The organism is Paucibacter sp. B2R-40 (genome assembly GCF_025717555.1).
Taxonomy (GTDB): domain Bacteria; phylum Pseudomonadota; class Gammaproteobacteria; order Burkholderiales; family Burkholderiaceae_C; genus Paucibacter_A.
This window is the reverse complement of sequence record NZ_JAJIRP010000002.1, coordinates 134,703-157,766: the sequence shown is the minus strand read 5'-3', so window position 1 is coordinate 157,766 and position 23,064 is coordinate 134,703. Positions and strand designations below refer to the sequence as shown.

Sequence of the window (23,064 nt, the reverse complement as noted above, 5' to 3'; positions counted from 1 at the left end):
CAATTTTGATGAATCAGCGGTGCCCCGCAGTTGGCCGACAACCGTTAAGTTAACTCCCGAGCCTCTACAACAAGAATCAAACGTCTATGTTCCCTGCACGCAAAGCATTCTGCTCAATGAACTCGCGGCGTGGCTCGACCTCGTCACCCATCAGCATGGTGAACACGCGGTCGGCCTCGATGGCGTCGTCGATTTGCACGCGCAGCAGGCGGCGCACGGTCGGGTCCATCGTGGTTTCCCACAACTGGCTTGGGTTCATCTCTCCCAGCCCTTTATAACGCTGGCGGCCGACGGAGTTTTCGGCTTGCGTCATCAGCCAGGACATCGCGGTGCGGAAGTCCGGGATCTTGCTTTCCTTGGCTTTTTCGCCTTCGCCCTTGCGCACCACAGCGTTCTCGCCGATCAGTCCCTTGAAGGTCACGCCGGCACTGGCCAGCACCGCGTAGTCGGCGCTGTGCACAAAGTCGGCATTGATGACGCTGGAGCGGGTGTTGCCGTGCTGCTTGCGGCTGATGCGCAGCAAGAGTTTGTCGGTGCGCTCGTCGTATTCGCTGTTGACCTCGGCTTCATGCAGCGCGCCTTGCATCGCTGCAGCAGCGGCTTCGGCCGCTTCCTTGTTGTCGAGGTTGATGGCCAGGCCGCTGGACAGCACGCGCAGCGCTTCAAAGTCCATCCAGTTGGACAGGCGGGTGATCACGCTCTCGGCCGCCACATATTGGCGTGCCAGGGTTTCCAGCGTCTCGCCTGAGAGAACTGCATCGCCAATGCCGGTGTGCAGATGGGCGTCCTGCATCGCGATCTTGAGCAGGAAGCCGTCCAGCTCATGCGCATCCTTCAGGTATTGCTCATGCTTGCCGACCTTGACCTTGTAGAGCGGCGGCTGGGCGATGTAGATATGGCCGCGCTCGCATAACTCCGGCATCTGACGGTAGAAGAAGGTCAGCAAGAGCGTGCGGATGTGGGCGCCGTCAACGTCCGCGTCGGTCATGATGATGATGCGGTGGTAGCGCAGCTTGTCGGGGTTGAAATCATCGCTGCCGGCGCCGCGGCCGATGCCGGTGCCCAGCGCGGTGATCAGCGTCAGGATTTCATTGCTGGTCAGCAACTTCTCATAACGCGCTTTCTCGACGTTCAAAATCTTGCCGCGCAGCGGCAGGATGGCCTGGAACTTGCGGTCGCGGCCCTGCTTGGCGGAGCCGCCGGCGGAGTCGCCCTCGACGATGTAGATTTCGCACAGCGCGGGGTCTTTTTCCTGGCAGTCGGCCAGCTTGCCGGGCAGGCCCAGGCCGTCCAGTACACCCTTGCGGCGCGTCATCTCGCGAGCTTTGCGGGCCGCTTCACGGGCGCGTGCAGCGTCCAGGATCTTGCCGCAGATGATCTTGGCGTCGATCGGGTTCTCGAGCAGATAGTCGGTCAGCAGGCGGCTCACGATGTCTTCCACCGGTGCGCGCACTTCGCTGGAGACCAGCTTGTCTTTGGTTTGCGAGCTGAACTTGGGCTCGGGCACCTTGACCGAGACCACACAGGCCAGGCCTTCGCGCATATCGTCGCCGGCCACCTCGACCTTGGCCTTTTTGGCGAGGTCGTTGTCGGTGATGTATTTGTTCAAGACCCGCGTCATCGCGGCGCGCAGACCGGTCAGGTGGGTGCCACCGTCACGCTGCGGGATGTTGTTGGTGAAGCAGAGCACGTTCTCGTTGTAGCTCTCGTTCCACTGCATCGAGACCTCGACGCCGACATTGGTGCCCTGGTCGCTGATCTTGTCGCCTTGGGCGTGGAAGATGGTCGGGTGCAAGGTGTTCTTGCCCTTGTTGATGAACTCGACAAAGCCCTTCACGCCGCCCGCATAGGCGAAGTTGTCTTCCTTGTTATTGCGCTCGTCGACCAGGCGGATCTTCACGCCATTGTTCAGGAACGAGAGTTCACGCAGGCGCTTGGCCAGGATGTCGTAGTGGAACTCGTTATTGGTCTGGAAAATCTCGGTGTCGGGCACGAAATGAACTTCGGTGCCGCGCTTGTCGGTTTCGCCGACGATTTTCATCGGGCTGACCTCAAAGCCGTCGCGCATCTCCAGCACGCGGTCTTGCGGCACGCCTTGCTTGAAATCGAGTTGGTGAATCTTGCCGTCGCGACGCACCGTCAGGCGCAGCGTCTTGGACAGGCCGTTCACGCAACTCACGCCGACGCCGTGCAAGCCGCCCGAGACCTTGTAGCTGTTCTGGTTGAACTTGCCGCCGGCGTGCAGCTCGGTCAAGGCGATTTCGGCGGCACTGCGCTTGGGCTCGTGCTTGTCGTCCATCTTGACGTCGGTGGGGATGCCGCGGCCGTTGTCGATGACGCTGATCGAGTTGTCGGTGTGGATGGTGACGATGATGTCGTCGCAATGACCAGCCAAGGATTCGTCGATCGAGTTGTCGACGACTTCAAAGACCAGATGGTGCAGGCCGGTGCCATCGGAGGTGTCGCCGATATACATGCCGGGGCGCTTGCGCACCGCTTCCAGGCCTTCCAGGATCTGGATCGAATCGGCGCCGTAGACGCCACCCGAGGCGGCTGCTGCGGTCTGCTTGTCGGTCAGGCCTTCGGCATTGGCGCTTTCAGCGGGCTTGGATTCGGGATTCTGGGCATCTGTCATCTGGAACTCTCTCTAACGTGGGCCAAAACTCAAGCCCTTCAAAAGCGCACAAGCGGGCCTAAGCCCGCTCTGGTTGAAACTCTGCGGTGGCCGGGCTAGATCCGCATTGGCATCACGACGTACTTGAAGCCGGTCTGCTCGGGGATGGTGATCAAGGCGCTGGCCGAGCTGTCGTTCAGGTCGATGCTGACCATCTCCTGGCTCATGTTCTGCAACACGTCCATCAGGTAGGTGACGTTGAAGCCGGTCTCGATCAGGTCGCCGGCGTAATCGATGTCGATCTCTTCGCGGGCATCTTCTTGCTCGGCATTGCTGGACACAATCGACAGCTGACCTGGCTCGAAGGACAGGCGCACGGCCTTGAACTTCTCGCTGGTCAGGATGGCGGCGCGCTGCAGGCTGGCCAGCAGTTGCAAGCGGCCCAGCGTGACGTTAAATTTGTGGCTCTTCGGGATCACGCGGTTGTAGTCGGGGAACTTGCCCTCGACCAGCTTGGTGACGAACTCCATGCCGGAGAAGCTGAACTTGGCCTGGTTGCCGGCGAAGCGCATTTCGATCGGCTGCTCATCCGCAGCATCCTTGCCGCCGTCCTTCAGCAAACGCATCAGCTCCAGCACGGTCTTGCGTGGCAAGATGACTTCTTGCTTGGGGATCTCTGTCTCCAACTCGGCTTGCGCCAGCGCCAGGCGGTGGCCGTCGGTGGCGACGAGCGTCAGACTCTTGCCCTCGGCGACGAACAAGATGCCGTTCAGGTAATAGCGTATGTCATGCACCGCCATCGAGAAGTGCACCTGGTTGATCAGGTGCTTGAGGGTCTTTTGCGGCACGGCGAAGGCGGGGCCGAAGTCGGCGGCTTCCTGCACCAGCGGGAAGTCGTCGGCCGGCAAGGTCTGCAGCGTGAAGCGGCTCTTGCCACCTTGCAGCGTTAGCTTGGAGGCATTGGCAGTCAGCGAGACGGTCTGGTCGGCCGGCATCGAGCGCAGGATGTCGATCAGCTTGCGCGCGCCGACGGTGGTGCTGAAGTCGCCTTCGTCACCGCCCAATTCGGCGGTAGTGCGGACCTGAATTTCCAGATCGCTGGTGGTCAGTTCCAACTGGCCGCCATGCTTGCGGATCAGCACATTGGCAAGAACGGGCAGGGTGTGGCGCCTCTCCACGATGCCTGCAACCGCCTGTAGGGCGCCGAGCACCTTGTCTTGGGTGGCTTTCAACACAATCATGTCAACCTCTTTCCACTTATCTGACTTGTTCTAACCGGGTCGCCCGTCTCATGGCGGCGCACCGCATTTTGACCTACTCCAAGGCCAATTCTTGATGGGTCCGTCGTAAATTGACGCTAGACCTACCTCGGATCAACCCTTGAGCGTCTGCTCCAGCACATGCAGCTGCTGATTCAGCTCGGTATTCTTCTGACGCTCGCCGCCGATCTTGCGCACCGCATGCAAGACGGTCGTGTGATCGCGCCCGCCGAACAGCTCGCCAATTTCGGGTAAGCTTTTTTGGGTCAGCTCCTTGGCGATATACATGGCGATCTGGCGTGGCCGGGCAATGCTGGCCGGGCGCTTCTTGCTGTACATATCGGCGATCTTGATCTTGTAGAAGTCGGCGACGGTCTTCTGGATGTTCTCGACCGAGATCTGCCGGTTCTGGATCGACAGCAAGTCCTTCAGTGCCTCGCGCGCCAGTTGGATATTGATTTCCTTGTGGCTGAAGCGGCTGTAGGCCAAGACCTTGCGCAGCGCGCCTTCGAGTTCACGCACATTGGCGCGCACATTCTTGGCGATGAAGAAGGCCACATCCTCGGGCATGGGCGTCTGCTCGGCCTCGGCCTTCTTGATCAGAATCGCAACGCGCATTTCCAGTTCGGGCGGCTCGATCGCCACCGTCAGCCCGGCATCAAAGCGGCTGGTCAGGCGTTCATCGATATCGGCCAGCCCCTTGGGGTAGGTGTCGCTGGTCATGATGATGTGGGCGCGCTTGGCCAGCAGTGCCTCAAACGCATTGAAGAACTCTTCTTGCGTGCGCTCTTTGCCGGCAAAGAACTGCACATCATCGATCAGCAGCAGGTCCAGCGAGTGGTACTTGGCCTTCAGTTCGTCGAAGGTCTTGCGCTGGTAGTTCTTCACCACGTCGGAGATGAACTGCTCGGCGTGCAGATAGAGCACGCGCGCATCCGGCTTGTCCTTCAGCAGCGCGTTGCCCACCGCATGGATCAAATGCGTCTTGCCCAGGCCAACGCCGCCATAGATGAACAGCGGGTTGTACATCGCACCCGGCGCGCCGGCCACATGCAGGGCGGCTGTGCGGGCCATCTGATTGGCGCGGCCGGGCACCAGATTGTCAAAAGTCAGCGCGCTATTGATGCGGTGTCGGCTGGCGCTGGGCGCCAGGTTGGCAGGCTTGGGCGCCGCTGGTTGCTGAGACCCGCCCAGTGTTTGCACGGTTTGCTGGCTGCCAGGCCCTGCATCGGGCTGGGCTGGGTTGGGTTGGCTGATCACCGGACGCAGGCCGTTGTGCAGAACTTGGCCGGCCGCCAAGGCGGCTTGATGCGGTGGCTGGTTCAGCTGATTGCCCACTGCCGAGAGAGGAGCGGAGCGCGGCTGTGAATCGCGCGAGGCCAAGGCCAGATCCAGCCGCGCCGGCTGACCGGCCAAGTCGGACAGCACCGACTCAATGCGGCCGGCATATTGGTTGCGAATCCAGTCGAGCTTGAAGCGATTGGGCACGCGCAAGGACACGAGCAAGCCGCCTGCTGCGCCACCGTCGCTGACGACAGCCGGCGGCAAGGGGCGAATCCAAGTATTGAATTGTTGCTCGGGCAGTTCGGCAATCAGTCTTTCGCAACAAAGTTGCCAAAGGTCCGCGTGGGTGGCCGAGTTTTCGCCGTAGCTGGTGGCTGCAGGCGGGGCTGCACTGTCTGCCTTCGATCCGCCTGCCATCAAACTATGGGGCTCAAATTTGTCTGCGCTCATTACACCAAGCATGTCTGCGCTCATTGTGGAAAACTTGTTCTAGAGCGGCCAGATTGTACGGGTTTCAAGCCTAGCTGCTGCGAGTTATCCACAGATTTTTTGGTGGAAGCAAGCGCTTGTGGAGTGGGGTTGTCCTCAGTAAAGGCTTGACGGTCCTGCATTTCTTTGGTGTAATCGCGGGTTTTCCGGACGCTGGATATAGCGGAGTAGGAATGTTTGGTCAGCGCGCGCATGAAGATGTGCGTTTGGGCCGAGCGCCTATCCACGCAGCGCTGGCAGGCAAAAGCTTAGCCGCCATAAAGGGCGGGGTCTAAAGACTCAAAGGTCGGCAGATACCCTTCCCAGGCGCGTTACGCAATGCTTGCAAGCGCATGTGAACGCATAAGCGGCGCCCCGGCGCGGCACACATCAGTGGCCGTCGCAGCGTGGTTTTTGGCTTTGATTCATCTCAAGCCGGGAGCTGCCCGACGACCGGGGTGCAAACCGCAAATCGTTTTGCAAGCCGGCGACTGATCGCCAACAACCGCTAAAGCGTCATCCGACGTCCTTAGACCTTCGCTATTTCTGCCTAGATATTGCCTAAAGGGGCCTCATCATGAAACGTACTTACCAAGCCTCCAAGACCCGTCGCGCCCGTACCCATGGCTTTCTGGTTCGCATGAAGACACGCGGCGGCCGCGCCGTCATCGCTGCGCGCCGCGCCAAGGGCCGTAAACGTCTGGCTGTCTAAGTCTAGAGAGCAGAGTCATGATCGGCCGCATCGTGCGATCGGCCGACTTTGAGCGCGTGCTGGCCAGCTCCAGCCGCGTGCGCAGCAGTCATTTCGCGGTACATCACCTGGCCGCCTGTCCTAGCAAGCCCGCCAAGGTTTTATCCACCGCGGAGGTCAAGTTATCAACAGGCCATGCACATGTCACCCACAGCCCTGTGGATGAAGTACTCCCGGACGCTTGCTGGTTGGGTGCAATAGTGCCCAAGCGCCATGCCAAACGTTCGGTGACTCGCTCGCTGATGAAGCGCCAGATCCGTGCCGCCTTTGCCGGACAACCCACTTTGCCGCCCGGCTTGTGGGTGGTCCGGCTGCGCATGCCTTTTGATCGCAAGCTGTTCCCCAGCGCTGCTTCGGATGCGCTGCGGGCGGCCGTGCGTGCCGAATTGGCGCAGCTGGTCGGCCGGGTGCTGGCCCGCTCCGGCGCCTGAGCGCTAGGCCGTCACCATGCTGTCCATCAAACTTTCTTCGCTCCCGCAGCGAATGTTGATGGGCTTGGTACGCGGCTATCGCCTGCTGCTGAGCCCCTGGATAAACGCGGGCTGCCGCTATGAACCCACTTGCTCTGCCTATTCGCTGCAAGCACTGCAGCGCCATGGCGCGCTGGCCGGCAGCTATCTGACCGTGTACCGAATTTTGCGTTGCAATCCGTTTTGCGAAGGCGGCCACGACGCCGTGCCTGACAATGCGCCCGGCTTGTTCACCCGCCTTGGCGTGTGCATGCCGGCATCCCCTCCTCGAAACTCCAATTCAGAAGCCTCCTCATGACTGATATACGCCGCACCGTGCTGTGGGTGGTGTTCACCATGTCGCTCGTCCTACTCTGGGACGGCTGGCAAAAACACAATGGGCAGCCGTCCATGTTCAGCCCACCGGCGCCGAAAGTCGCCACCGTGGCCCCGGCCGCATCAAACGGTTTGAGCGGCGTGCCGACTGCTGCGCCAGTTGCCGGCGCTCAGGTGGGCTTGCCCAACGCTGCGCCAGCTGCGGCGGCCCTGGCCAGCGAGAAGGTGCACATCAAGACCGATGTCTTGGATGTCACGCTGGATACCTTGGGTGGCGATGTCACCCGGGTTGAGTTGCCGACCTACCTTACCGGCCCCGAACCAGGTCTGTTTGACCCCATCCTGCAAGCGGTGGGCATCAAGGCCAAATCGACCGTACCGCAAAGCCCGGTCGTGTTGCTCGATAGCGTGGGCCACAGCTACAAGGCGCAGACAGGCCTGATCGGCAGCCAGGGTGAGGCCTTGCCGACCCACAACACCTTGATGACGGTGGCGCCAGGCGAGCGCGAGATGAAGGCCGGCACCAACGAGTTGGTCGTGCGCATGGAGTCTCCCGAGCAGGGCGGCGTCAAGTACATCAAGACCTTTACCTTCAAGCGCGGTGAGCATGTCATCGGTGTCAAGCATGAGGTTGTCAACGTGGGCGCCGCAGCCGTGACGCCGCAGGTGTATGTGCAACTGGTGCGCAACAATGTGGCCGGTCCTGGCGGCACCGCCTTCACATCGACCTTCACAGGCCCTGCGCTCTACACCGACAAGACCAAGTTCCAAAAAGTCGAGTTCAAGGACATCGACAAGGGCAAGGTCGACATCCTCAAGAACGCCGACGACGGCTGGGTCGCGATGGTCCAGCATTACTTTGCCAGCGCCTGGTTGCACAACGATCACACGCCGCGTGAATTCTTCGTCAGCAAGGTCAAGGGCGCAGTACCCGATCAATATGCGGTCGGCATGGTGTTCACCTTGCCGGCGCTGGCAGCTGGCGCCACAGCCACCCATGCGGACCAATTGTTTGTCGGCCCGCAGGAAGAAGAAAAGCTCTCCGTGCTGGCCCCGGGTTTCGAGTTGGTCAAGGACTACGGCATCTTCGCCATCCTGGCCAAGCCCTTGTTCTGGCTGCTGGAAAAGCTTTACGGCATCCTGGGCAACTGGGGCTGGGCCATCATTGCCTTGGTGGTGCTGCTGAAGATCGCCTTCTACTGGCTCAACGCCAGCGCCTACAAGAGCATGGCCAAGATGAAGGCCGTCGGGCCCAAGGTGCAAGCGATGCGTGAGCGCCTGAAGGACAAACCGGCCGAGATGCAGCAGGAAATGATGCGCATCTACCGCGAGGAAAAGGTCAACCCAATTGGCAGCTGCCTGCCGATCTTCCTGCAGATGCCTTTCTTCATGGGTCTGTATTGGGTGCTGCTTTCTTCGGTCGAGATGCGCGGCGCGCCCTGGATTGGCTGGATTGTTGACCTCTCGGCCAAAGACCCTTACTTCATCTTGCCCTTGCTGATGACGGCGTCCAGCCTGTTCCAAGTCTGGTTGAACCCGACGCCGCCTGATCCAATGCAGGCCAAGATGATGTGGTTCATGCCGCTGGCCTTCAGCTTTATGTTTTTCGTCTTCCCGTCCGGCTTGGTGCTGTACTGGTTGACCAACAATATCTTGTCGATTGCTCAGCAATGGTTCATCAACAAGCGACTGGGCGTGCAGGGCTGATCGCCTGACGCGCATCTCCGGTCAAAAAGCCCCCATGGCATCGCGCCTTGGGGGCTTTTTTCTTGCGCGCTCGAAACGCTCGACTTACTTTGTGCTCAACCTTGTGCTCAACCCTGCGTGGCCGGCCTGCGCAGCGGTGGCGCGACGTCAAAGCGCTGGCTGGGCTTGTCGGCCTTCTCGTACAGACCCTTGACCTTGGGCAGGTTGGCCTCGATGTCGCGGATGCGGGTCGGCCCGGCCGGGTGGGTAGACAGCCATTGCGGCGGTGCGCCTTTGCTACCGGCGCCCATTTTCTGCCACAGGCTGATGCCGGCCGCCGGGTCGTAGCCGGCTCGCGCGGCCAGCTCCATGCCGACCAGATCGGCCTCGCTCTCATCCTCGCGGCTGAAGGTCAGCGTCAGCAACTGCCCACCCATGCCCAGCACCGCGTCGCCGACATTGCCCAACCCCAGCAAGCTAGACAGCACCGAGGCGCCGAGCCGGGTCGCCTGCGTCTTGGCCATGCGCTCACGCGCATGCTCACGCAAGGCATGCGCCACCTCGTGGCCCATGATGGTGGCGACCTCATCGTCCGTGAGTTTGAGCTTTTCCAGGATGCCGTAAAAAAAAGCGATCTTGCCGCCCGGCATGCAAAAAGCATTCAGCTGCGGGCTGTCGATCAGGTTCACCTCCCAGCGCCATTCCTTGGCGCGGGGGTTCCACGCAAATGCCTGCGGAATGATGCGTTTGGCGATCGAGCGCAGACGTATCAGCTGAGGGTGATTGGCAGGCGCCAGCGCACGTTGCTGGTTGGCCTGAACCATCATCTGCTGGTACTGCTGAGCACCGGCCTGCTCGACTTGCTCGGCCGGCACCAGCTTGGTCAAGGAGCTCGTTTTGCCGACCTCAACGCCGTCCCGCGCCCAGGCCGGCAGCAGCGCTGTGGCTCCCAGCAGACCGGTGAAGAGTCGGCGCGAGCGCTTGAATTTTCCGGTGGCGGCCGCTTCTTCGCGGTGACAGGCGCAATGGCCGAAACCGTAGTTCGGAGCAGCCGGCAAGCGCGGGCTAATTTGGAAGTCTGAGTCTAGGGGCATGAAGCGAATGAGCCGAACGGGGCTGGGGCAAGGTGTTTGCGACTATTCTGAGGCCTGTTTGCGAAGGGCTTATTGCGCATCGACGGCAGAGACCTACTCTTTTGGTCAACAATACACATATGCCGACATCGACTTCCTCACTCAGCCCCGCCTCGACCGCTGCTATTCCAGCGCTTCAAGCGATGGGCTTTCGTTCGGCGCTGGGCATGTTCGCCACCGGTGTCACCATCGTCACGGCGCGCGCGCCGGACGGCAGCCTGGTCGGCCTGACCGCCAATTCTTTCAATTCCGTCTCCTTGAGCCCGCCTCTGGTGCTGTGGAGCCTGGGGCAAAAAGCCGGCTCGATGCCGGTCTTCAGCCGTGGGTCGCACTATGCGATCAATATCTTGGCGGCCGATCAAAAGGCCTTGGCGCAGCGCTTTGCGACCCGCGATATTGACCGTTTTGCAGGCGTCGCTTGGCGCGAGGGTGCCGGCGGGGCGCCGGTGCTGGACGGGGTGGCGGCGGTGTTTGAATGCGCCAACCGCAGCCAGTACGAAGAGGGCGATCACGTCATCTTCGTCGGCGAAGTCGAGAGCTGCAGCTGGCGCGAGGGCGCTCAGCCCTTGATCTTTCACGGTGGACGCTACTACACCGAACTGCCGATCTGAGTTTTAGTCGCTGGCGGCCAAGCCATTGAACAAGCGCTCAAGCGGGTAGACGGCACGAATGACCACTTCATCGCGCAGCTGAGCCGCGCGCTCAAACAGCGCTGGTGCGGCGACGGTCTGGGAGGCCGAGAGTGGCCGCTGCCGCGTCAACTGCTGCAACAAGCCCAAGCCCAAGTCGACCAACTCGGCAAGGTCGGCTGCGACCGGGGCCAAGTTCGCCAAATCAGGACGGGCGGCGATCAAGGCATTGAGCGCCGCCGCGTTGCCCTGCCAGCGGCTCAAGATGTCGGCAAGACAGGCTGTGGCCGCGGTATCACCGGAGTCGGCCAGCAAGCGGCTGACGGCCGCGTCCATCGCACGCACGACCGCACTCTCGGGCGGCAAGGCATCGGCAAAGCGGTCCAGGCGCTCGAACTGGTCGTAATTGCCCTTGAGAAACTTGGTATGTTGGCGGGCGTAATACTGGCCGGCCTCGACCGCTTCGGCGAAGATCTGCAAGGGTGAAATCTGAGTGCTGCCGGCGAGTTGAGCCATCAGCCGCGCCGCTTGCTGATGCTGCTGCAGACCGACCGAGACGCTGGACCAGGCATCGACTGCGGCCAGCCTGCGATACATGTCCGCCTCGTCGCGCAGCTTCTGGGGCGACCAGAGGCGTTCGGCCACGGCAAAGGTGCGCGGCCACAGCTTCAGGTCCAGGATCTGCGCATTGACATTCTCGGTCCACAATGCCGCCTCGCCGCCCCATAGGTTTTGCGCCTGCAGCGCGTCGACCTGCATCGCCGCGAGCCCTTCCGGCATGCCGTCCATGCGCTCGCCGTTGGTGAGATAGCGCACATTGCCTATCAGCACATAACCTGTTAGCTCTGTGTCGGTGAGTTTGAAGCTCGGCGTGAACTCACCCATCCAGGTGTCGAGCGTAAAGCTCAGCCGATCGCTACCCCGCCATTCAATGGCCCTGAGCGGGCGGCGCGCGCGCCCATTGAAGTCGATGAAGCCTCGCCAGCTGCCACTGCGGTCTTGGATCAGGCTGAAACTGCCGCTGACGGCGGGCCCCTTGAGTCTGGGCATCCGGAAGGCCCAGGTCTGCGCCCGTTCGCCGTCCGCGAGCTGCTCGTGTGCGTCCAAGGCGATGGGTAGCGGTTCGTTGCGGTAGTGGAAGGCGCTGCTGTGCGGCTGGTCCAGGTATAAGCCGGTGGACAAGATGCCGGGGTAGCCTTGTTGCAGCGTGATCGCCAGCGAGTCCTGGCCGCGCCAGGACTGGACCATGATGGAGCGCGGCAGGGCCGGATGGAAGATCTCGTCCCAGCCGACCATGCGGCGTCCATGCCGGGCCAGGATTTTTTCCAGCTTTTGATTGAAATGCGCCTGCAATGCCTTGGCATCCGGCAGCGCATGGGTCGCCATATAGGCGCGAATGTCGGGGGAGGCCAGCCATTGCGTCGGGTCCACTTCGTCGCCGCCAATGTGCAGGTACTGATCCGGGAAGATTTCAACCAACTCGCCAATCAAACGGTCCAAAAATTCATACACCGCCGGCTTGCTGGGGTCCAGCGTCGGCAGATGTACGCCCCATTGGCGCTGCATCCGAAACGGACCAGCAGCGCTGATCAGGTCTGGGTAAGCCACGGCCAAGGCCGAAGCATGACCGGGGAAGCCAAGCTCGGGCAAGACGCGGATGCCGCGCTGCGCCGCGTAGGCCACGACGTCGCGCATCTGCGCCGGGCTGTAGAACAAGCCGTCGCTGGCAAGCTCTTGCAATCTCGGCCAGACAAGCGATCCATAACGCCACCCCTGATCGTCGCTCAAATGCCAGTGAAAGACATTCAGCTTGGCCGCCGCCATGCCGTCGAGCTGGCGCTTGATGTCTTCCAGCGGCAAAAAATGTCGCACGGAGTCCAGCAGCAAGCCGCGCCAGCGAAAGCGCGGCGCGTCTTGAATCTGCAAGAGCGGCAAAGTGCCGTGGCCGGCGGCGTCGGGCTGCAGCAGTTGCAGCAGCGTCTCCATGCCGCGCATGGCCCCGAAGCGGCTGTTGGCCCGCAGCGCCACCCCGTCGGCGTTGACGCTCAGTTGGTAGCTTTCATCCATCGCCACCGTGGGGATGTGGGGGCCGTCCTGCGCCACCTGAATTCGGATCACAAGTGCCGACGGGACCATACCTGCGGGCGCTGTGCCGCCGGTCTGCAGGGCCAGACGGCGATGCCAGCCCTTCATGGCCGCACTTAGATCCGCTCCCTCGACCTCTATCCTGAGCGACGCCGGCACGCTCAGCCGGCCGTGCTGCGCGCTGACCTGCTGAGGCCAGGGCATCAAGCCCGGCGCGGCTAGTTCAGCGGCGCCAGCAGCACTGGTGAAGGCAAGCAGCGGCATCAGAAGCAATAGTTTGGCGGGCCGGGCGATCAAGCTCAAGCGCGACGGCCGCTGAGGCATCAAGCCTCGGCCTTGAACAGCACCAGCACACAGAGGCCGCAGCCTTGTGGCCCGTCGCCCAAGCTCACGGCCGCCCCATGCTGAGCGGCGGCCCGCTCGACGATCGCCAAACCCAGGCCGCTGCCCGACTGGATTTGGTCGGGCAGGCGGAAGAAACGCTCGAACACCTTGCGGCGCAGTGCGGGCGGAATGCCCGGCCCTTGGTCGATGACGCTCAGTTCGATACCGTCTTGGCGCACGGCAATGCCGACCTTCACCAAGCTGCCACCGGGCGAGTACTTGACCGCGTTATCGACCAGGTTGTCGATCAAGGCGCCGACACTCTCGCGGTTCAGTGCCAGCTCGCAACTCTCGGGCGCGTCCAATTCGACCTCGATGCCCCGCTGCAGGGCCAGCTGGCTGCTGAGCGCAATTCGGTCGCGTGCCAAGGCCACCAAGTCATGCCTCATCAGCGCCGTGCTTTCCTGGTCGGTGCCGGAGCGTGCCAGTGCAAGCAATTGATGCACCGTGTGGGTGGCGCGTTTGACGCCCTCGGTCAGGCGGGCGACCGATTCGTTGCGGCGCTCGCCCGGCGGCGCATCTTGCAGCGATTCGGCGTTCAGCTGCATCACCGCCAGCGGCGTCTTCAGTTCATGTGCGGCATCGAGCAAGAACTCGCGTTCGCGGGCCAGCCGCTCTTGCAAGCGGCTCATCAGATCATTGACCGAATTGACCACCGGAGCAAGTTCGCGGTAAGGCGTCGGGGGCAGGGCAGACAAGTCCTTGGCCGAGCGCTGGGCAATTTGCGCCCCAATGCGCTGCAGCGGCGCAAAGCCGGCGCGCAGCAGCAGCCAGGCGACCAAGAGCATCACCGGCAAGCTGTAGAACAGCGGGCGGGCGTAATAAGTGAGGCCATCTGAGCTGAAATGCCAGTCGCCCGGCACCTCTTGCCAACGCCGCACCAGCAAGTCCTGCGCGGGCACACGCGTTTCCACGTACAACCAGCGCGCATCACTCTCGAAACGCTGCTCGTCAGGCGTCAGGCGGTCGCCCATTTCGGGCGGCCCTTGGCGGAACAGCAGTTGCTCACCCTGCCAGACTTGCAGCGCAATGATGGGCGCCTCGTAGCCAATGCCCATCCACTCCTGCTCGCGCAGATGTTCCAACTCGGCCATGGCGGCTTGCAGACGCTCGGGCTGCGCCGCCCACAAGCTGGCGTGCATGCGCGCATGCTCGGCCCACAACAGATTGGCGGCCTGGCCGTTGCGGGTGTTGACGACCCGCACGTCGTGAAATTCGCGCAGCATCAAAATGCACCAGATCAGCAAGAGCACCGCGCAAAAAGCGCCGAAGGTGCGGCCAAACAAGGAACTGGTGGCGCCGCCGAGTGCCGGCGCCAACTCGGCGGCTGTGGCTGACTTCATTTGCGCTCCAGCACAAAGCCGACACCGCGCACGGTGCGCACATAGCCTTCGCCAATCTTCTTGCGCAGATTGAACATATGGACATCGAGTGCATGGCTGTCGGCGTTAGGCAGCGCGCGCGCCTCCAGCTCGCGCCGAGTGACGACGCGGTCGGGCAGCTTGAGCAAGGTCAGCAAAATGGTGAACTCGGTTTTGGACAGGTTGATGATGGCGTCGCCCCGCGTCAGCACCATGCGGCGTTCGTCGAGCTTGAGGTCCTGGACCAGCCATTCCTGCGCCTCGGACTCTTGCGCCAGGCCTGAACGCCGCGCTACCGCGCGCAGGCGCGCCAGCAGCTCCGGGCCGGCAAAGGGCTTGACCAGATAGTCGTCGGCGCCGCTGTCCAGGCCGTGCAGGCGGTCCTCGATGCCGTCGCGGGCGGTGATCACGATCAAGGGCATTTGCTTGTCTTGCTGGCGAATGCTGCGCAGCAGATCCAGGCCGTTGCCATCAGGCAGGCCCAGGTCCAAAACTACCGCGTCAAACACCAATTGGCTCAGCCAGTAACGAGCCTCGGTGATGCGGCGCACCCACACCACCTCATGGCCGCCATCTTGAATCAGCGATTGCACCGAGTGGCCGAGCTCCAAGTCGTCTTCAACGAGGCAAATTTTCATGCGGCCAACTGTAGCAAGCGTCGCATTAACGCACACTTAAGGAATTCTTGAGCCAGCGGCGGCTCAAAACACGAGATAGTTCAGGCCCCAATTTCGCTCAATCGCAGCATGGAGAATTCCGATGTTTGAAGCCGCCAGAACCACTCAAGCCGCCTTGTTGGCCACCACGGCTCTATTGCTTTCGGCCTGCGCCTCAGCGCCTCCCAAGGCGGAGCAATTTCTCCCGACGCAGGCTCAGTTTGAGCTGCTCTTTCCTCAGCGCATTGACTTTTATTCGTACGAGGGCTTTGTGCAGGCGGTGCGCTCCTTTCCGGCCTTCGCGGGCAGTGGCAGCGATGTACAGCGGCGTCAGGAAATGGCCGCCTTTCTGGCCAATATCGCGCATGAGTCGGATGAGCTGAAGGCGGTGCGCGAGTACAACCAGGCCAATCACGACAAGTACTGCAGCCTGGAGGCTGGCCGTACCTGTGCGCCGGGTCAGCAGTATTACGGTCGTGGGCCGATTCAGCTGTCTTGGAACTATCAATACCTGGCCGCCGGCAACGCGATCGGTCTGGACCTTTGGGCCGACCCCGACCGAGTCGCCCGCGAGCCCAAGGTCGCCTGGCAGACCGCGCTCTGGTATTGGATGAATCAGATCGGCCCCGGCACCATGACGCCGCACCAGGCCATGGTCAGTGGCGCCGGTTTTGGTGAAACCATTCGCAGCATCAACGGCGCGCTGGAATGCGGCCAGCCGGCCGACTCCTATGCCGGCAAACAAGTGGCGCGGCGAATTGACTTTTACCAGCGCGCGGCCGCCAAGTTCGAGGTGAAGCCGGGCGACAAGCAGGGCTGCTGACGCGCACCTCACTTGGCCTCAGGGTTCTCCCTTGATCTGTCTCCGAAGCGGCTCAGCCTTAAGCAAACCTTGATGGTTTCGTAAGCAAATCCAAAGACCGCGCTGCGGACACTTGAGCCAAGTCAAAGCGCTGCGGCGAGGCCATGCAAGCCGCGGCGCTGACCTACCCCTTCAATGCAGCGCTGACGGATACCGCAGCGGGCTTTGCTTAGATTCGCGAAGAGACAGCAGGAGAAAACATGAGCGCACAGTTCCCCTCAAGCCGCATTGCCCGTCCAGGCAAAGCGACACCCTTGGTCCGCACGGCCATCAGCCTGGCCGCCACCACCTTGCTCGGCATGTGTTTGCCCGCTTGGGCGCAACAGGCAGCACCCGCTGACAAGGCCGCCGCATCCAACAAGAACGAGCTGGAAACCGTGGTGGTGACGGCCACGCGCGTCAGCTCCAGCTTGCTGCAGACGCCGGTCGCCGTCACTGCTATCACGCAAGACCGACTGACCCGCGAAGGCGTGACCGATGTGCGCGGCCTGGCCGGCACGGTGCCGAATTTGCAGTTCTCGACTGGCGCCGACTCGGGCGTGCAGATCGCCATCCGCGGCATCAGCTCGAACAATTTCACCGAGATCGGTGACCCTGCCGTCGGTCTGCATGTGGGCGGTCTGTATTCGCCGCGCCCCCAGGGTGCGATGGCCTTGATGTTTGACCTGGAACAGGTTGAAGTGCTGCGTGGCCCGCAGGGCACTTTGTTTGGCCGCAACTCTACCGCCGGCGCCATCAACATCATGCCGGCCAAGCCCGAGTACGGCGCAACTTACGGCAGCGCCGAGCTGGACCTGGGCAATTTGAACAAGCGCCAGCTGAATGTGATTCAGAACATCGGCATCGGTGAGAACTTCGCCTTGCGCGCCACGCTGATGCATCTGACCCGCGACAGCTGGCTGAACCAGACACAGGACAAGACCGATATCGACATGCCCGAGCATGGCTTCCACAAGGACGGCATCCCCGATGTTGACCAGCGCCGCAACACCCCGGTCAGCAAGGCCGATGCTTACAACAACAAGGACCAATGGGCGGCGCGCTTGGCGGGCCGCTGGCGGGTCACGCCTGACTTTGAGGCGTCGCTGACTTACGAAAAATTTCAGAACTCGAGCGCCGGCGATATTGCCTTGAAGGACTGCGCTCAAGCCGCCGGTACGCGCTTCGCCTGCCCCGGCAGCCAATGGGATGTCAATATCAACCTGCCCGGCAAGATCGATATGTCCATCGACACCGTGCGCGGCGGCCTGAACTGGAATTTGTCCAAGTCCAGCAGCCTCGAATACAACTTCGCCTATGCCGACCAGCGGCGCAGCCAGCAGACCGATGATGATGCCGGTTATCACCGACTGTCCAGCCAGGTCACGGCGGAGTGGACCGCCGAGGGCCTGCATCCCGGTGTTTGGCCGGTGCAAGACAACTCCTCCATCACACTGAACTCCAAGTACCAGTCGCTGGTGCAGGAACTGCAATACAAGCAAAGAACCGACACGTTGCAATATGTCGTCGGCGGGTTTTGGATGCGCGAGAAGAACGCCATCGACTATGCGCAGGAGTACCTGACCAACAATAACTGGGGCCTGCCCAACAGCCAGTTCTACAACCAGCCGAATCGCCAGATCGATGCCAAGGCCTTGTTCGGCCAGATGGACTGGAAGTTTGCGCCGACCTGGACGGCCACGGTCGGCGGGCGCTACAGCTGGGACAGCAAGACCGACCAAGGCGGCAAGGTCTTCGGTGGCTGGGCCGACGATAGCGATGCCTATTACAACGGCCACTACGATTCCAAGTTCGGCACGCCGGAATTCCGCCCGCACAACAGCGCCGACCTGACCAAGGACATGGGCCCCTTCGCCGGCACCGGCGCTTATTCGCACTGGGGCGATCCGGCGCAGAACGACCATTCCGAATCCTGGCGCAAGTTCACCTATCGCCTGGGCCTGATGACGCAATTGACGCCCAAGGACATGGTCTACAGCTCCTTGTCGACCGGCTACAAGGCCGGAGGATTCGGTGACAAGGACGACCGCTGCGGCGATAAAACCTGCGTCGAGGGCCCGTCGCCGCAGTACACCTTCTTCCCCTACAAGCCCGAGACGGTCACCAACCTGGAGTTCGGCTACAAAGGCTTGATGCTGAGCAATCGCCTGAGCATTTCCGCCACAGCGTTTTTCAGCCGTTACAAGGATATGCAGGTCACCGATGAGTTCTTCTCGGCCAAGGTCAAGCCCGAGCCGGGATGCACACCCAACACCTTTGATTGCGATCTGATCAAGAAGTACCAGACCATCAATGTCGGCCAGGTTGACATCCCCGGCCTGGAACTTGAGTTCGATTACAAGCCCTGGGCCGGTGCGCGGATCGGCGGCTTCTTCACCTATATCAACTCCAAGGTGAAGAACTATCCCAACTTCAGCGATACCTGGAACTGCGACTACCGCCATGAGATGGGCGCGCCCGATTGCCCGCCCGCCAACGAGGGCACAGACCCGAACCTGATTGGGCGCAATATCTATGACATCACCGGCAACCATCTGCCTTTCTCGCCCAAGTACAGCTTGGGGTTCAACTTCTCGCAGAAGTTCGATTTCGGTGACGGCTATTCGGTGACGCCTTGGTTGGCCTTGAAGTGGCAAGACAAGATGTACTTCACCCTGCGCAATCTTGATAACGCGCACATCTCGGATGCACAAAAGGCCTTCACCAAGATCGATGCCTCGATCAAGTTGTCGGCGCCCAAGAGCTGGTATGCCGAGGTCTATGTCTTCAATGCCACCAACAAGTACACCAAGAACTCGGCCCAGGACGGCGGTGGCTTTGTGCGGGCGATGTGGAATGATCCGCGCATGTATGGGCTGCGGGTCGGCATCGACTACTGATGCGCGCTGCGAAGTGACGGCACGAGGCCGTCACTTTTCTGTTCCTTCTTGCTAGAAATTTCTGCGGCTTTCGGCCATGACCAAAAATATAACTGTCACATCCCCTGCACCCTGGCTGAAGGTGCGCAGCGGCCGCATCAACTCGATCGACATCTTTCGCGCGCTGACGGTGCTGGTGATGATCACCGTCAACGAGTGGCATGGGGTGATAGGGCTGCCGCAGTGGATGACGCATATGCCGGCCGATGTGGACGCGATGACTTTTGTCGACGCGGTCTTCCCGGCCTTCTTGTTCATCGTCGGCATGTCGATTCCCTTTGCCCTGCAGCAGCGCTTCAGCAAGGGCGATAGCGGCTGGCAGGTGCAAGGCCATGTCTTGCAGCGCGCGCTGGGCCTGGTGGTGATTGGCTTCTTTATGGTCAACGCTGAGGACGGCTTTCACGCCGCCTCAATGCTGCTGCCGATTCAGGTCTGGGCCTTGCTGTGTTTTGTCGCCGCCTTTTTGGTCTGGGGCTCGCTGAGCGGCGGACCAGCTTTGGGATTGGCTTGGCGCTTGATCGGTGTCGGCCTGTTTGTCGGCCTGGCCTTGTTGTACCGTGGCGGCCCCGCAGGCCAAGACGGTATGACGCCGCAGTGGTGGGGCATCTTGGGCCTGATTGGCTGGGCCTATTTGATCGGCTGCGCATGCTTTGCGCTATGCCGCGGGCGGGTCTTGGGCCTGCTGGTCTGCATTGCTTTTTGCGCCGCCTACTTTGCGCTGCACCGGGCGCCGGCCGTGGAGGGGCAGGCCTTGCTGCGGGTCTTGTTCAGCCAGGATGCACATTTCAGCCATGCGGCCTTGGTCTTGAGCGGCTGTGTAACGGCGATGCTGTTCTTCAATCAGCTGAGCCAGGACAGCGCAGCCAAGCGCTTTGCCTTGGCTTTCGGCTTTGCTCTGCTGCTGGCGCTGGCGGCCACTTGGCTGCGGCCGGAGTTCAAGATCTCCAAGATTTATGCCACGCCGAGCTGGGCGCTTTACAGCGCATCGGCCTGCGTGCTGATCTTCGCCGCGTTGTACCACTATGTCGATGTGGGCGGCCGCAGTTTTTTGCCCTGGCTATTGGAGCCGGTGGCGGCCAACCCGCTGGTCGCCTATCTCATCCCCTTCATTGTGGAGGGCCTGATGAGCTTGGCGAATTGGGAAATCCCGCTGTTCCTGCGCACCGACTTGGTCGGCATTGGCTTCGGCATGGCCTATGCGGTCGCGGTGGCCTTGCTGGTCAAGCAGTTGGCGGCGCGCGGCGTGCGCCTGCGCATCTGAGTTCAAGCCAGCTTGCGCGAGAATCCGGCCGTGAAAATCAATCTACCCGCCCACGCCTATGTCGGCAGCTACAGCCCCAACGGCCTGGGGATCTACAGCTTTGAGCAAGACCCGCAGGACGGCAGTTTGCGGCCGCTGGGCCTGAGTGCCGGGCCACCCAACCCGAGTTGGCTATGTGCGAGGGCCGACGGCTCGCGCCTGTATGCGGCAAATGAATTCGACGGCGCTGAAGGGGGCAGCGGGCAGGTGACGGTCTATGCCCGTGACGCCACAAACGGCGCGCTAACGCTGATCAATAGCGTCGGTTCCGGCGGCGCGTCCCCGGCCCATCTCAGTCTGTCCGCCGACGAGCGCTTCGTCTTTGTGGCCAATTACGGCGGAGGTTCGGTGGCCGTGCTGCCGGTGGCTGGTGACGGCAGCTTGTGCGAGGCTTTGACGGTCAGCCGCCATGGCGAGCTGTTCGGCGCCGCAGTCAGCGCGCCGCAGCCGGCGGCGCTGGCCGTGGCGGGTAGTTTTGCGATCAGCGGCCATGACGGCGGCCCGCATGCGCATATGGCCCAGCTTGATCCTCGAGGGCGATTTTTGCTGGTCAGCGATCTGGGCCTGGATTTGCTGATCAGTTGGCGCTTTGACGCACGCAGCGGGCAGTTGTCCGAGCCGCAGACCTGGTGCTCCTCCATCGGCGCCGGGCCGCGCCACTTTGCCTTTCATCCGCAGCGCGCCGAGCATTGCTATGTGCTGAACGAAGAAGCTTCCACGCTGGCTTGGCTGCAACTTGACGTTGAAACGGGCCGGCTGACCCAACACGCCGAAGTCAGTAGCTTGCCGCTGGGATTCAAGGGCACGAGCTTTGCCTCTGACCTGCGCTTCAGCGCCGATGGCCGCTATCTCTACTGTTTGAACCGCCTGCATGACTCGGTCGCTATTTTCGCGGTCGCGGCCGAGGGTTCGCTCACGCTGCTGGGGCATGAATGGACGCGCGGCTCTTACCCGCGCAGCTTCGCCTTCGATCCGAGTGGCAGGTTTTTGTATGTCTGCAATCAGCGCAGCGACCATCTGGCTGTTTTCGAAGTGCAGGCGGCGAGCGGCGGGCTCGAATTCACCGGCCACTATGTGGCGGTCGGTAGCCCGGCGGCGATTTGCTTTACCGCTGAAAAAAGTGTTTGATCAAGCCTGCTTGGACCGAGCCTGCAGCACCGGGGCATGCACCAGCGCGATGCTGAGCCAAACGGCGACGCTGAAGTAAGCCGTCATCCAGACCATCTCGCCTTGCCAGTCTTGCTGGCGGTGCGAGACGGTCCAGCGGCCCGACACGTCGGCGAAGCCTTGGGCGACGCTCAGGTAGGCGCGGCCGCTCGCTTCATCGGCCAGCCAGCGCGACCAGTACATGGGCACGTCCACCATGAACATGAACATCACATAGGCGACGCCGATCAAGCACCAGGCGGCCAGCAAGGGGCGCTGCCTGTCCGTCAAGCGCGGCCAGACCATGATCAAGCTGGCCACCAGCAAGGCGGCGCTCAAACCCCAGAGCGACTCTTCCACCACATGGCCGATGTTCGAGGTGGTCAGCACCGAGTACCAGGAGAAGGTTTCGGCCACCGCGATCAAGGGCACGATGGCCAATGCGGCGAGTCGGCCGACGCGGCTGTCGGCGCTGCTGGAGACCTCGTGCAGCATCAAGGCCCATTGCGCGACAAAGCACAGCTCCGCAACCGTGGCGACGGAGCGACCCACCACCACGCTGGACAGCCAGGTGTCCAGCAGGCACAGGCGCGGCACGTCAAACACCGGCAGCGCCGAGCGAAAGGCGCAACCCAGTACATAGCCGGCCGACAGCAGCAACTGCAGCCGTCGCATTGAGTAGGCCTTGGGCGGCAGCAGCGCTTGACGCTTGTACAGCGCCAGCGACGAAAAGCTCCATGCGGCGATATTGAACAGAGCCACCCCGCACAGCAGCGACCACCAAGTTGAAACGCTGATTGTCATCATGGCGTCATATTCGCACGCTAAGCCGCGCGCGCCAAGTGCCGCTCTGTGTAAAAAAAGGCTTCGCGCGCACATGACCCGCAAGCCTCTTGAGGCGGCCTTAAGCCAATCTTGTCTCGATATTGAGGCGGTGTTTGCCATAGTCACCTGCACCATGAGCAATCACTCGGCCCTGTTCCAGCGAACCGCGCGCATGCCGCTCTATATGGGCTTGGCCAGGCGTCTGGGCGAGGGCTTGCAGCGCGGCCAATGGCAGGTCGATGGCGCGCTGCCCTCTGAGCGGGTCTTGGCCGAGGTGCTGGCTGTGTCGCGTGAGACGGCGCGCAAAGCGCTGGGCTTGCTGTGCCAGCGCGGGCTCTTGGTGCGGGTGCGAGGCTCGGGCACCTATCGGGCCGAACCGGCCGCTGCTTTTGCAGCCGGTCCTGCAGCCGGTTCCGAAGCCGCTCCCGCAAGTGGCAATGCCAAGGCCGAGTCTCGCGTGCAACTGCTCTCGCGCGACTTGGCCTTGGCCAGCCTGAGTGAACAGCGCGCTTTTGGCTTGGTCGCCGGCGAATGGGTGGTACGGCTCGTGACGCTGCAAATCCTGGCCGGGGAGGGCGGCCCGGCCCAAGTGCTGACCCAGCGCAGCTTGCCTCTGCATTGCCTGCCGGGGCGTATCACAGTGTCCGACTTGTGCCCAGATGATCTTGAGCTGCACTTCCAGGCCCTGGGCTTTGGCGGCAACTACCGTCTCCAGCACATCGAGGCCCTTGCCGCCACTGCCCTGCAGGCGCAACAAATGGGCATCGCTGTGGGCACCGCTTTGCTGAAGGTGCAGCGCCTGCGCCACGCGCCCGCTGGCCAAGCGCTGGTTTTGGAGCTTTGCTGGCGCTGCGGTACCGAAGCAAGCTTTTGTATGGAACTGCGCTCGGCCTGAGCATAGCCAAACGCTGAGGGCCT

19 protein-coding genes are annotated in these 23,064 nt (G+C 62.0%); 10 read left to right on the top strand and 9 right to left on the bottom strand.

The window, feature by feature from the left end; all coding sequences use genetic code 11:
- Nucleotides 1-76: 76 nt before the first annotated feature.
- The 4 genes from gyrB to LNV09_RS04665 all read right to left on the bottom strand — a co-directional run bounded on the left by gyrB (nt 77) and on the right by LNV09_RS04665 (nt 5,840).
- A complete protein-coding gene (gyrB, locus tag LNV09_RS04680) occupies nt 77-2,635 on the bottom strand; it encodes a DNA topoisomerase (ATP-hydrolyzing) subunit B (protein WP_263555921.1) in 2,559 nt (852 codons plus the stop codon).
- A 95-nt stretch (nt 2,636-2,730) separates the two neighbouring features.
- Entirely contained in the window at nt 2,731-3,855 is a 1,125-nt protein-coding gene (gene dnaN / locus LNV09_RS04675; protein WP_263555920.1) for a DNA polymerase III subunit beta, read from the bottom strand.
- A 132-nt stretch (nt 3,856-3,987) separates the two neighbouring features.
- Complete coding sequence (gene dnaA, locus LNV09_RS04670) at nt 3,988-5,574, bottom strand: chromosomal replication initiator protein DnaA (RefSeq protein ID WP_263555919.1); 1,587 nt, start codon at nt 5,572-5,574, stop codon at nt 3,988-3,990.
- Nucleotides 5,575-5,627: 53 nt separating this feature from the next.
- Entirely contained in the window at nt 5,628-5,840 is a 213-nt protein-coding gene (locus tag LNV09_RS04665) for a hypothetical protein (RefSeq protein ID WP_263555918.1), read from the bottom strand.
- A gap of 362 nt (nt 5,841-6,202) precedes the next feature.
- Here LNV09_RS04665 and rpmH point away from each other — a divergent pair, with 362 nt between their 5' ends.
- From rpmH to yidC, 4 genes are read left to right on the top strand one after another with little or no spacing between them, the layout of a single operon-like run.
- Nucleotides 6,203-6,337: a 50S ribosomal protein L34 gene (gene rpmH / locus LNV09_RS04660; RefSeq protein ID WP_054021782.1), complete on the top strand. Its 135-nt coding sequence runs from the start codon at nt 6,203-6,205 to the stop codon at nt 6,335-6,337.
- A gap of 17 nt (nt 6,338-6,354) precedes the next feature.
- A complete protein-coding gene (locus tag LNV09_RS04655) occupies nt 6,355-6,807 on the top strand; it encodes a ribonuclease P protein component (RefSeq protein WP_263555917.1) in 453 nt (150 codons plus the stop codon).
- A gap of 16 nt (nt 6,808-6,823) precedes the next feature.
- On the top strand, nt 6,824-7,144 hold the full coding sequence (yidD, locus tag LNV09_RS04650; RefSeq protein WP_263555916.1) for a membrane protein insertion efficiency factor YidD: 321 nt from the start codon (nt 6,824-6,826) through the stop codon (nt 7,142-7,144).
- Entirely contained in the window at nt 7,141-8,868 is a 1,728-nt protein-coding gene (gene yidC, locus LNV09_RS04645; protein WP_263555915.1) for a membrane protein insertase YidC, read from the top strand. The genes yidD and yidC overlap by 4 nt, the downstream gene beginning before the upstream one ends.
- 107 nt (nt 8,869-8,975) lie before the next feature.
- Here yidC and LNV09_RS04640 read toward each other — a convergent pair whose 3' ends face one another.
- On the bottom strand, nt 8,976-9,941 hold the full coding sequence (locus tag LNV09_RS04640) for a M48 family metallopeptidase (protein ID WP_263555914.1): 966 nt from the start codon (nt 9,939-9,941) through the stop codon (nt 8,976-8,978).
- 119 nt (nt 9,942-10,060) lie between these two features.
- Between LNV09_RS04640 and LNV09_RS04635 the strand changes: the two genes are divergently transcribed.
- On the top strand, nt 10,061-10,591 hold the full coding sequence (locus LNV09_RS04635; protein ID WP_411969215.1) for a flavin reductase family protein: 531 nt from the start codon (nt 10,061-10,063) through the stop codon (nt 10,589-10,591).
- Nucleotides 10,592-10,594: 3 nt separating this feature from the next.
- Here the strand turns inward: LNV09_RS04635 and LNV09_RS04630 are convergent, their stop codons facing one another.
- The 3 genes from LNV09_RS04630 to LNV09_RS04620 are packed head-to-tail and all read right to left on the bottom strand — an operon-like array spanning nt 10,595 to nt 15,077.
- Nucleotides 10,595-13,018: a beta-N-acetylhexosaminidase gene (locus LNV09_RS04630; RefSeq protein ID WP_263555913.1), complete on the bottom strand. Its 2,424-nt coding sequence runs from the start codon at nt 13,016-13,018 to the stop codon at nt 10,595-10,597.
- Nucleotides 13,018-14,421 (bottom strand): ATP-binding protein, encoded by a 1,404-nt coding sequence (locus LNV09_RS04625; RefSeq protein WP_263555912.1) that lies wholly within the window; start codon nt 14,419-14,421, stop codon nt 13,018-13,020. Before LNV09_RS04625 ends, LNV09_RS04630 begins: the two co-directional genes overlap by 1 nt.
- Nucleotides 14,418-15,077 (bottom strand): response regulator transcription factor, encoded by a 660-nt coding sequence (locus LNV09_RS04620; protein ID WP_263555911.1) that lies wholly within the window; start codon nt 15,075-15,077, stop codon nt 14,418-14,420. Before LNV09_RS04620 ends, LNV09_RS04625 begins: the two co-directional genes overlap by 4 nt.
- A gap of 121 nt (nt 15,078-15,198) precedes the next feature.
- Here LNV09_RS04620 and LNV09_RS04615 point away from each other — a divergent pair, with 121 nt between their 5' ends.
- The 4 genes from LNV09_RS04615 to LNV09_RS04600 all read left to right on the top strand — a co-directional run bounded on the left by LNV09_RS04615 (nt 15,199) and on the right by LNV09_RS04600 (nt 21,303).
- A complete protein-coding gene (locus tag LNV09_RS04615) occupies nt 15,199-15,918 on the top strand; it encodes a chitinase (protein WP_263555910.1) in 720 nt (239 codons plus the stop codon).
- A gap of 239 nt (nt 15,919-16,157) precedes the next feature.
- A complete protein-coding gene (locus tag LNV09_RS04610) occupies nt 16,158-18,836 on the top strand; it encodes a TonB-dependent receptor (protein WP_263555909.1) in 2,679 nt (892 codons plus the stop codon).
- A gap of 76 nt (nt 18,837-18,912) precedes the next feature.
- Complete coding sequence (locus LNV09_RS04605; RefSeq protein ID WP_263555908.1) at nt 18,913-20,136, top strand: DUF5009 domain-containing protein; 1,224 nt, start codon at nt 18,913-18,915, stop codon at nt 20,134-20,136.
- A 30-nt stretch (nt 20,137-20,166) separates the two neighbouring features.
- Nucleotides 20,167-21,303, top strand: coding sequence for a lactonase family protein (locus LNV09_RS04600; protein ID WP_263555907.1), 1,137 nt, complete (start codon nt 20,167-20,169; stop codon nt 21,301-21,303).
- Here the strand turns inward: LNV09_RS04600 and LNV09_RS04595 are convergent, their stop codons facing one another.
- On the bottom strand, nt 21,304-22,128 hold the full coding sequence (locus LNV09_RS04595; RefSeq protein WP_263555906.1) for a hypothetical protein: 825 nt from the start codon (nt 22,126-22,128) through the stop codon (nt 21,304-21,306).
- Between the two features lie 151 nt (nt 22,129-22,279).
- On the opposite strand from LNV09_RS04595, the gene LNV09_RS04590 reads away from it, so the two are divergent.
- The gene (locus LNV09_RS04590; protein ID WP_263555905.1) at nt 22,280-23,041 is read left to right on the top strand and encodes a GntR family transcriptional regulator; all 762 of its coding nucleotides are present in this window, start codon (nt 22,280-22,282) and stop codon (nt 23,039-23,041) included.
- The last annotated feature ends 23 nt before the right edge of the window (nt 23,042-23,064 follow it).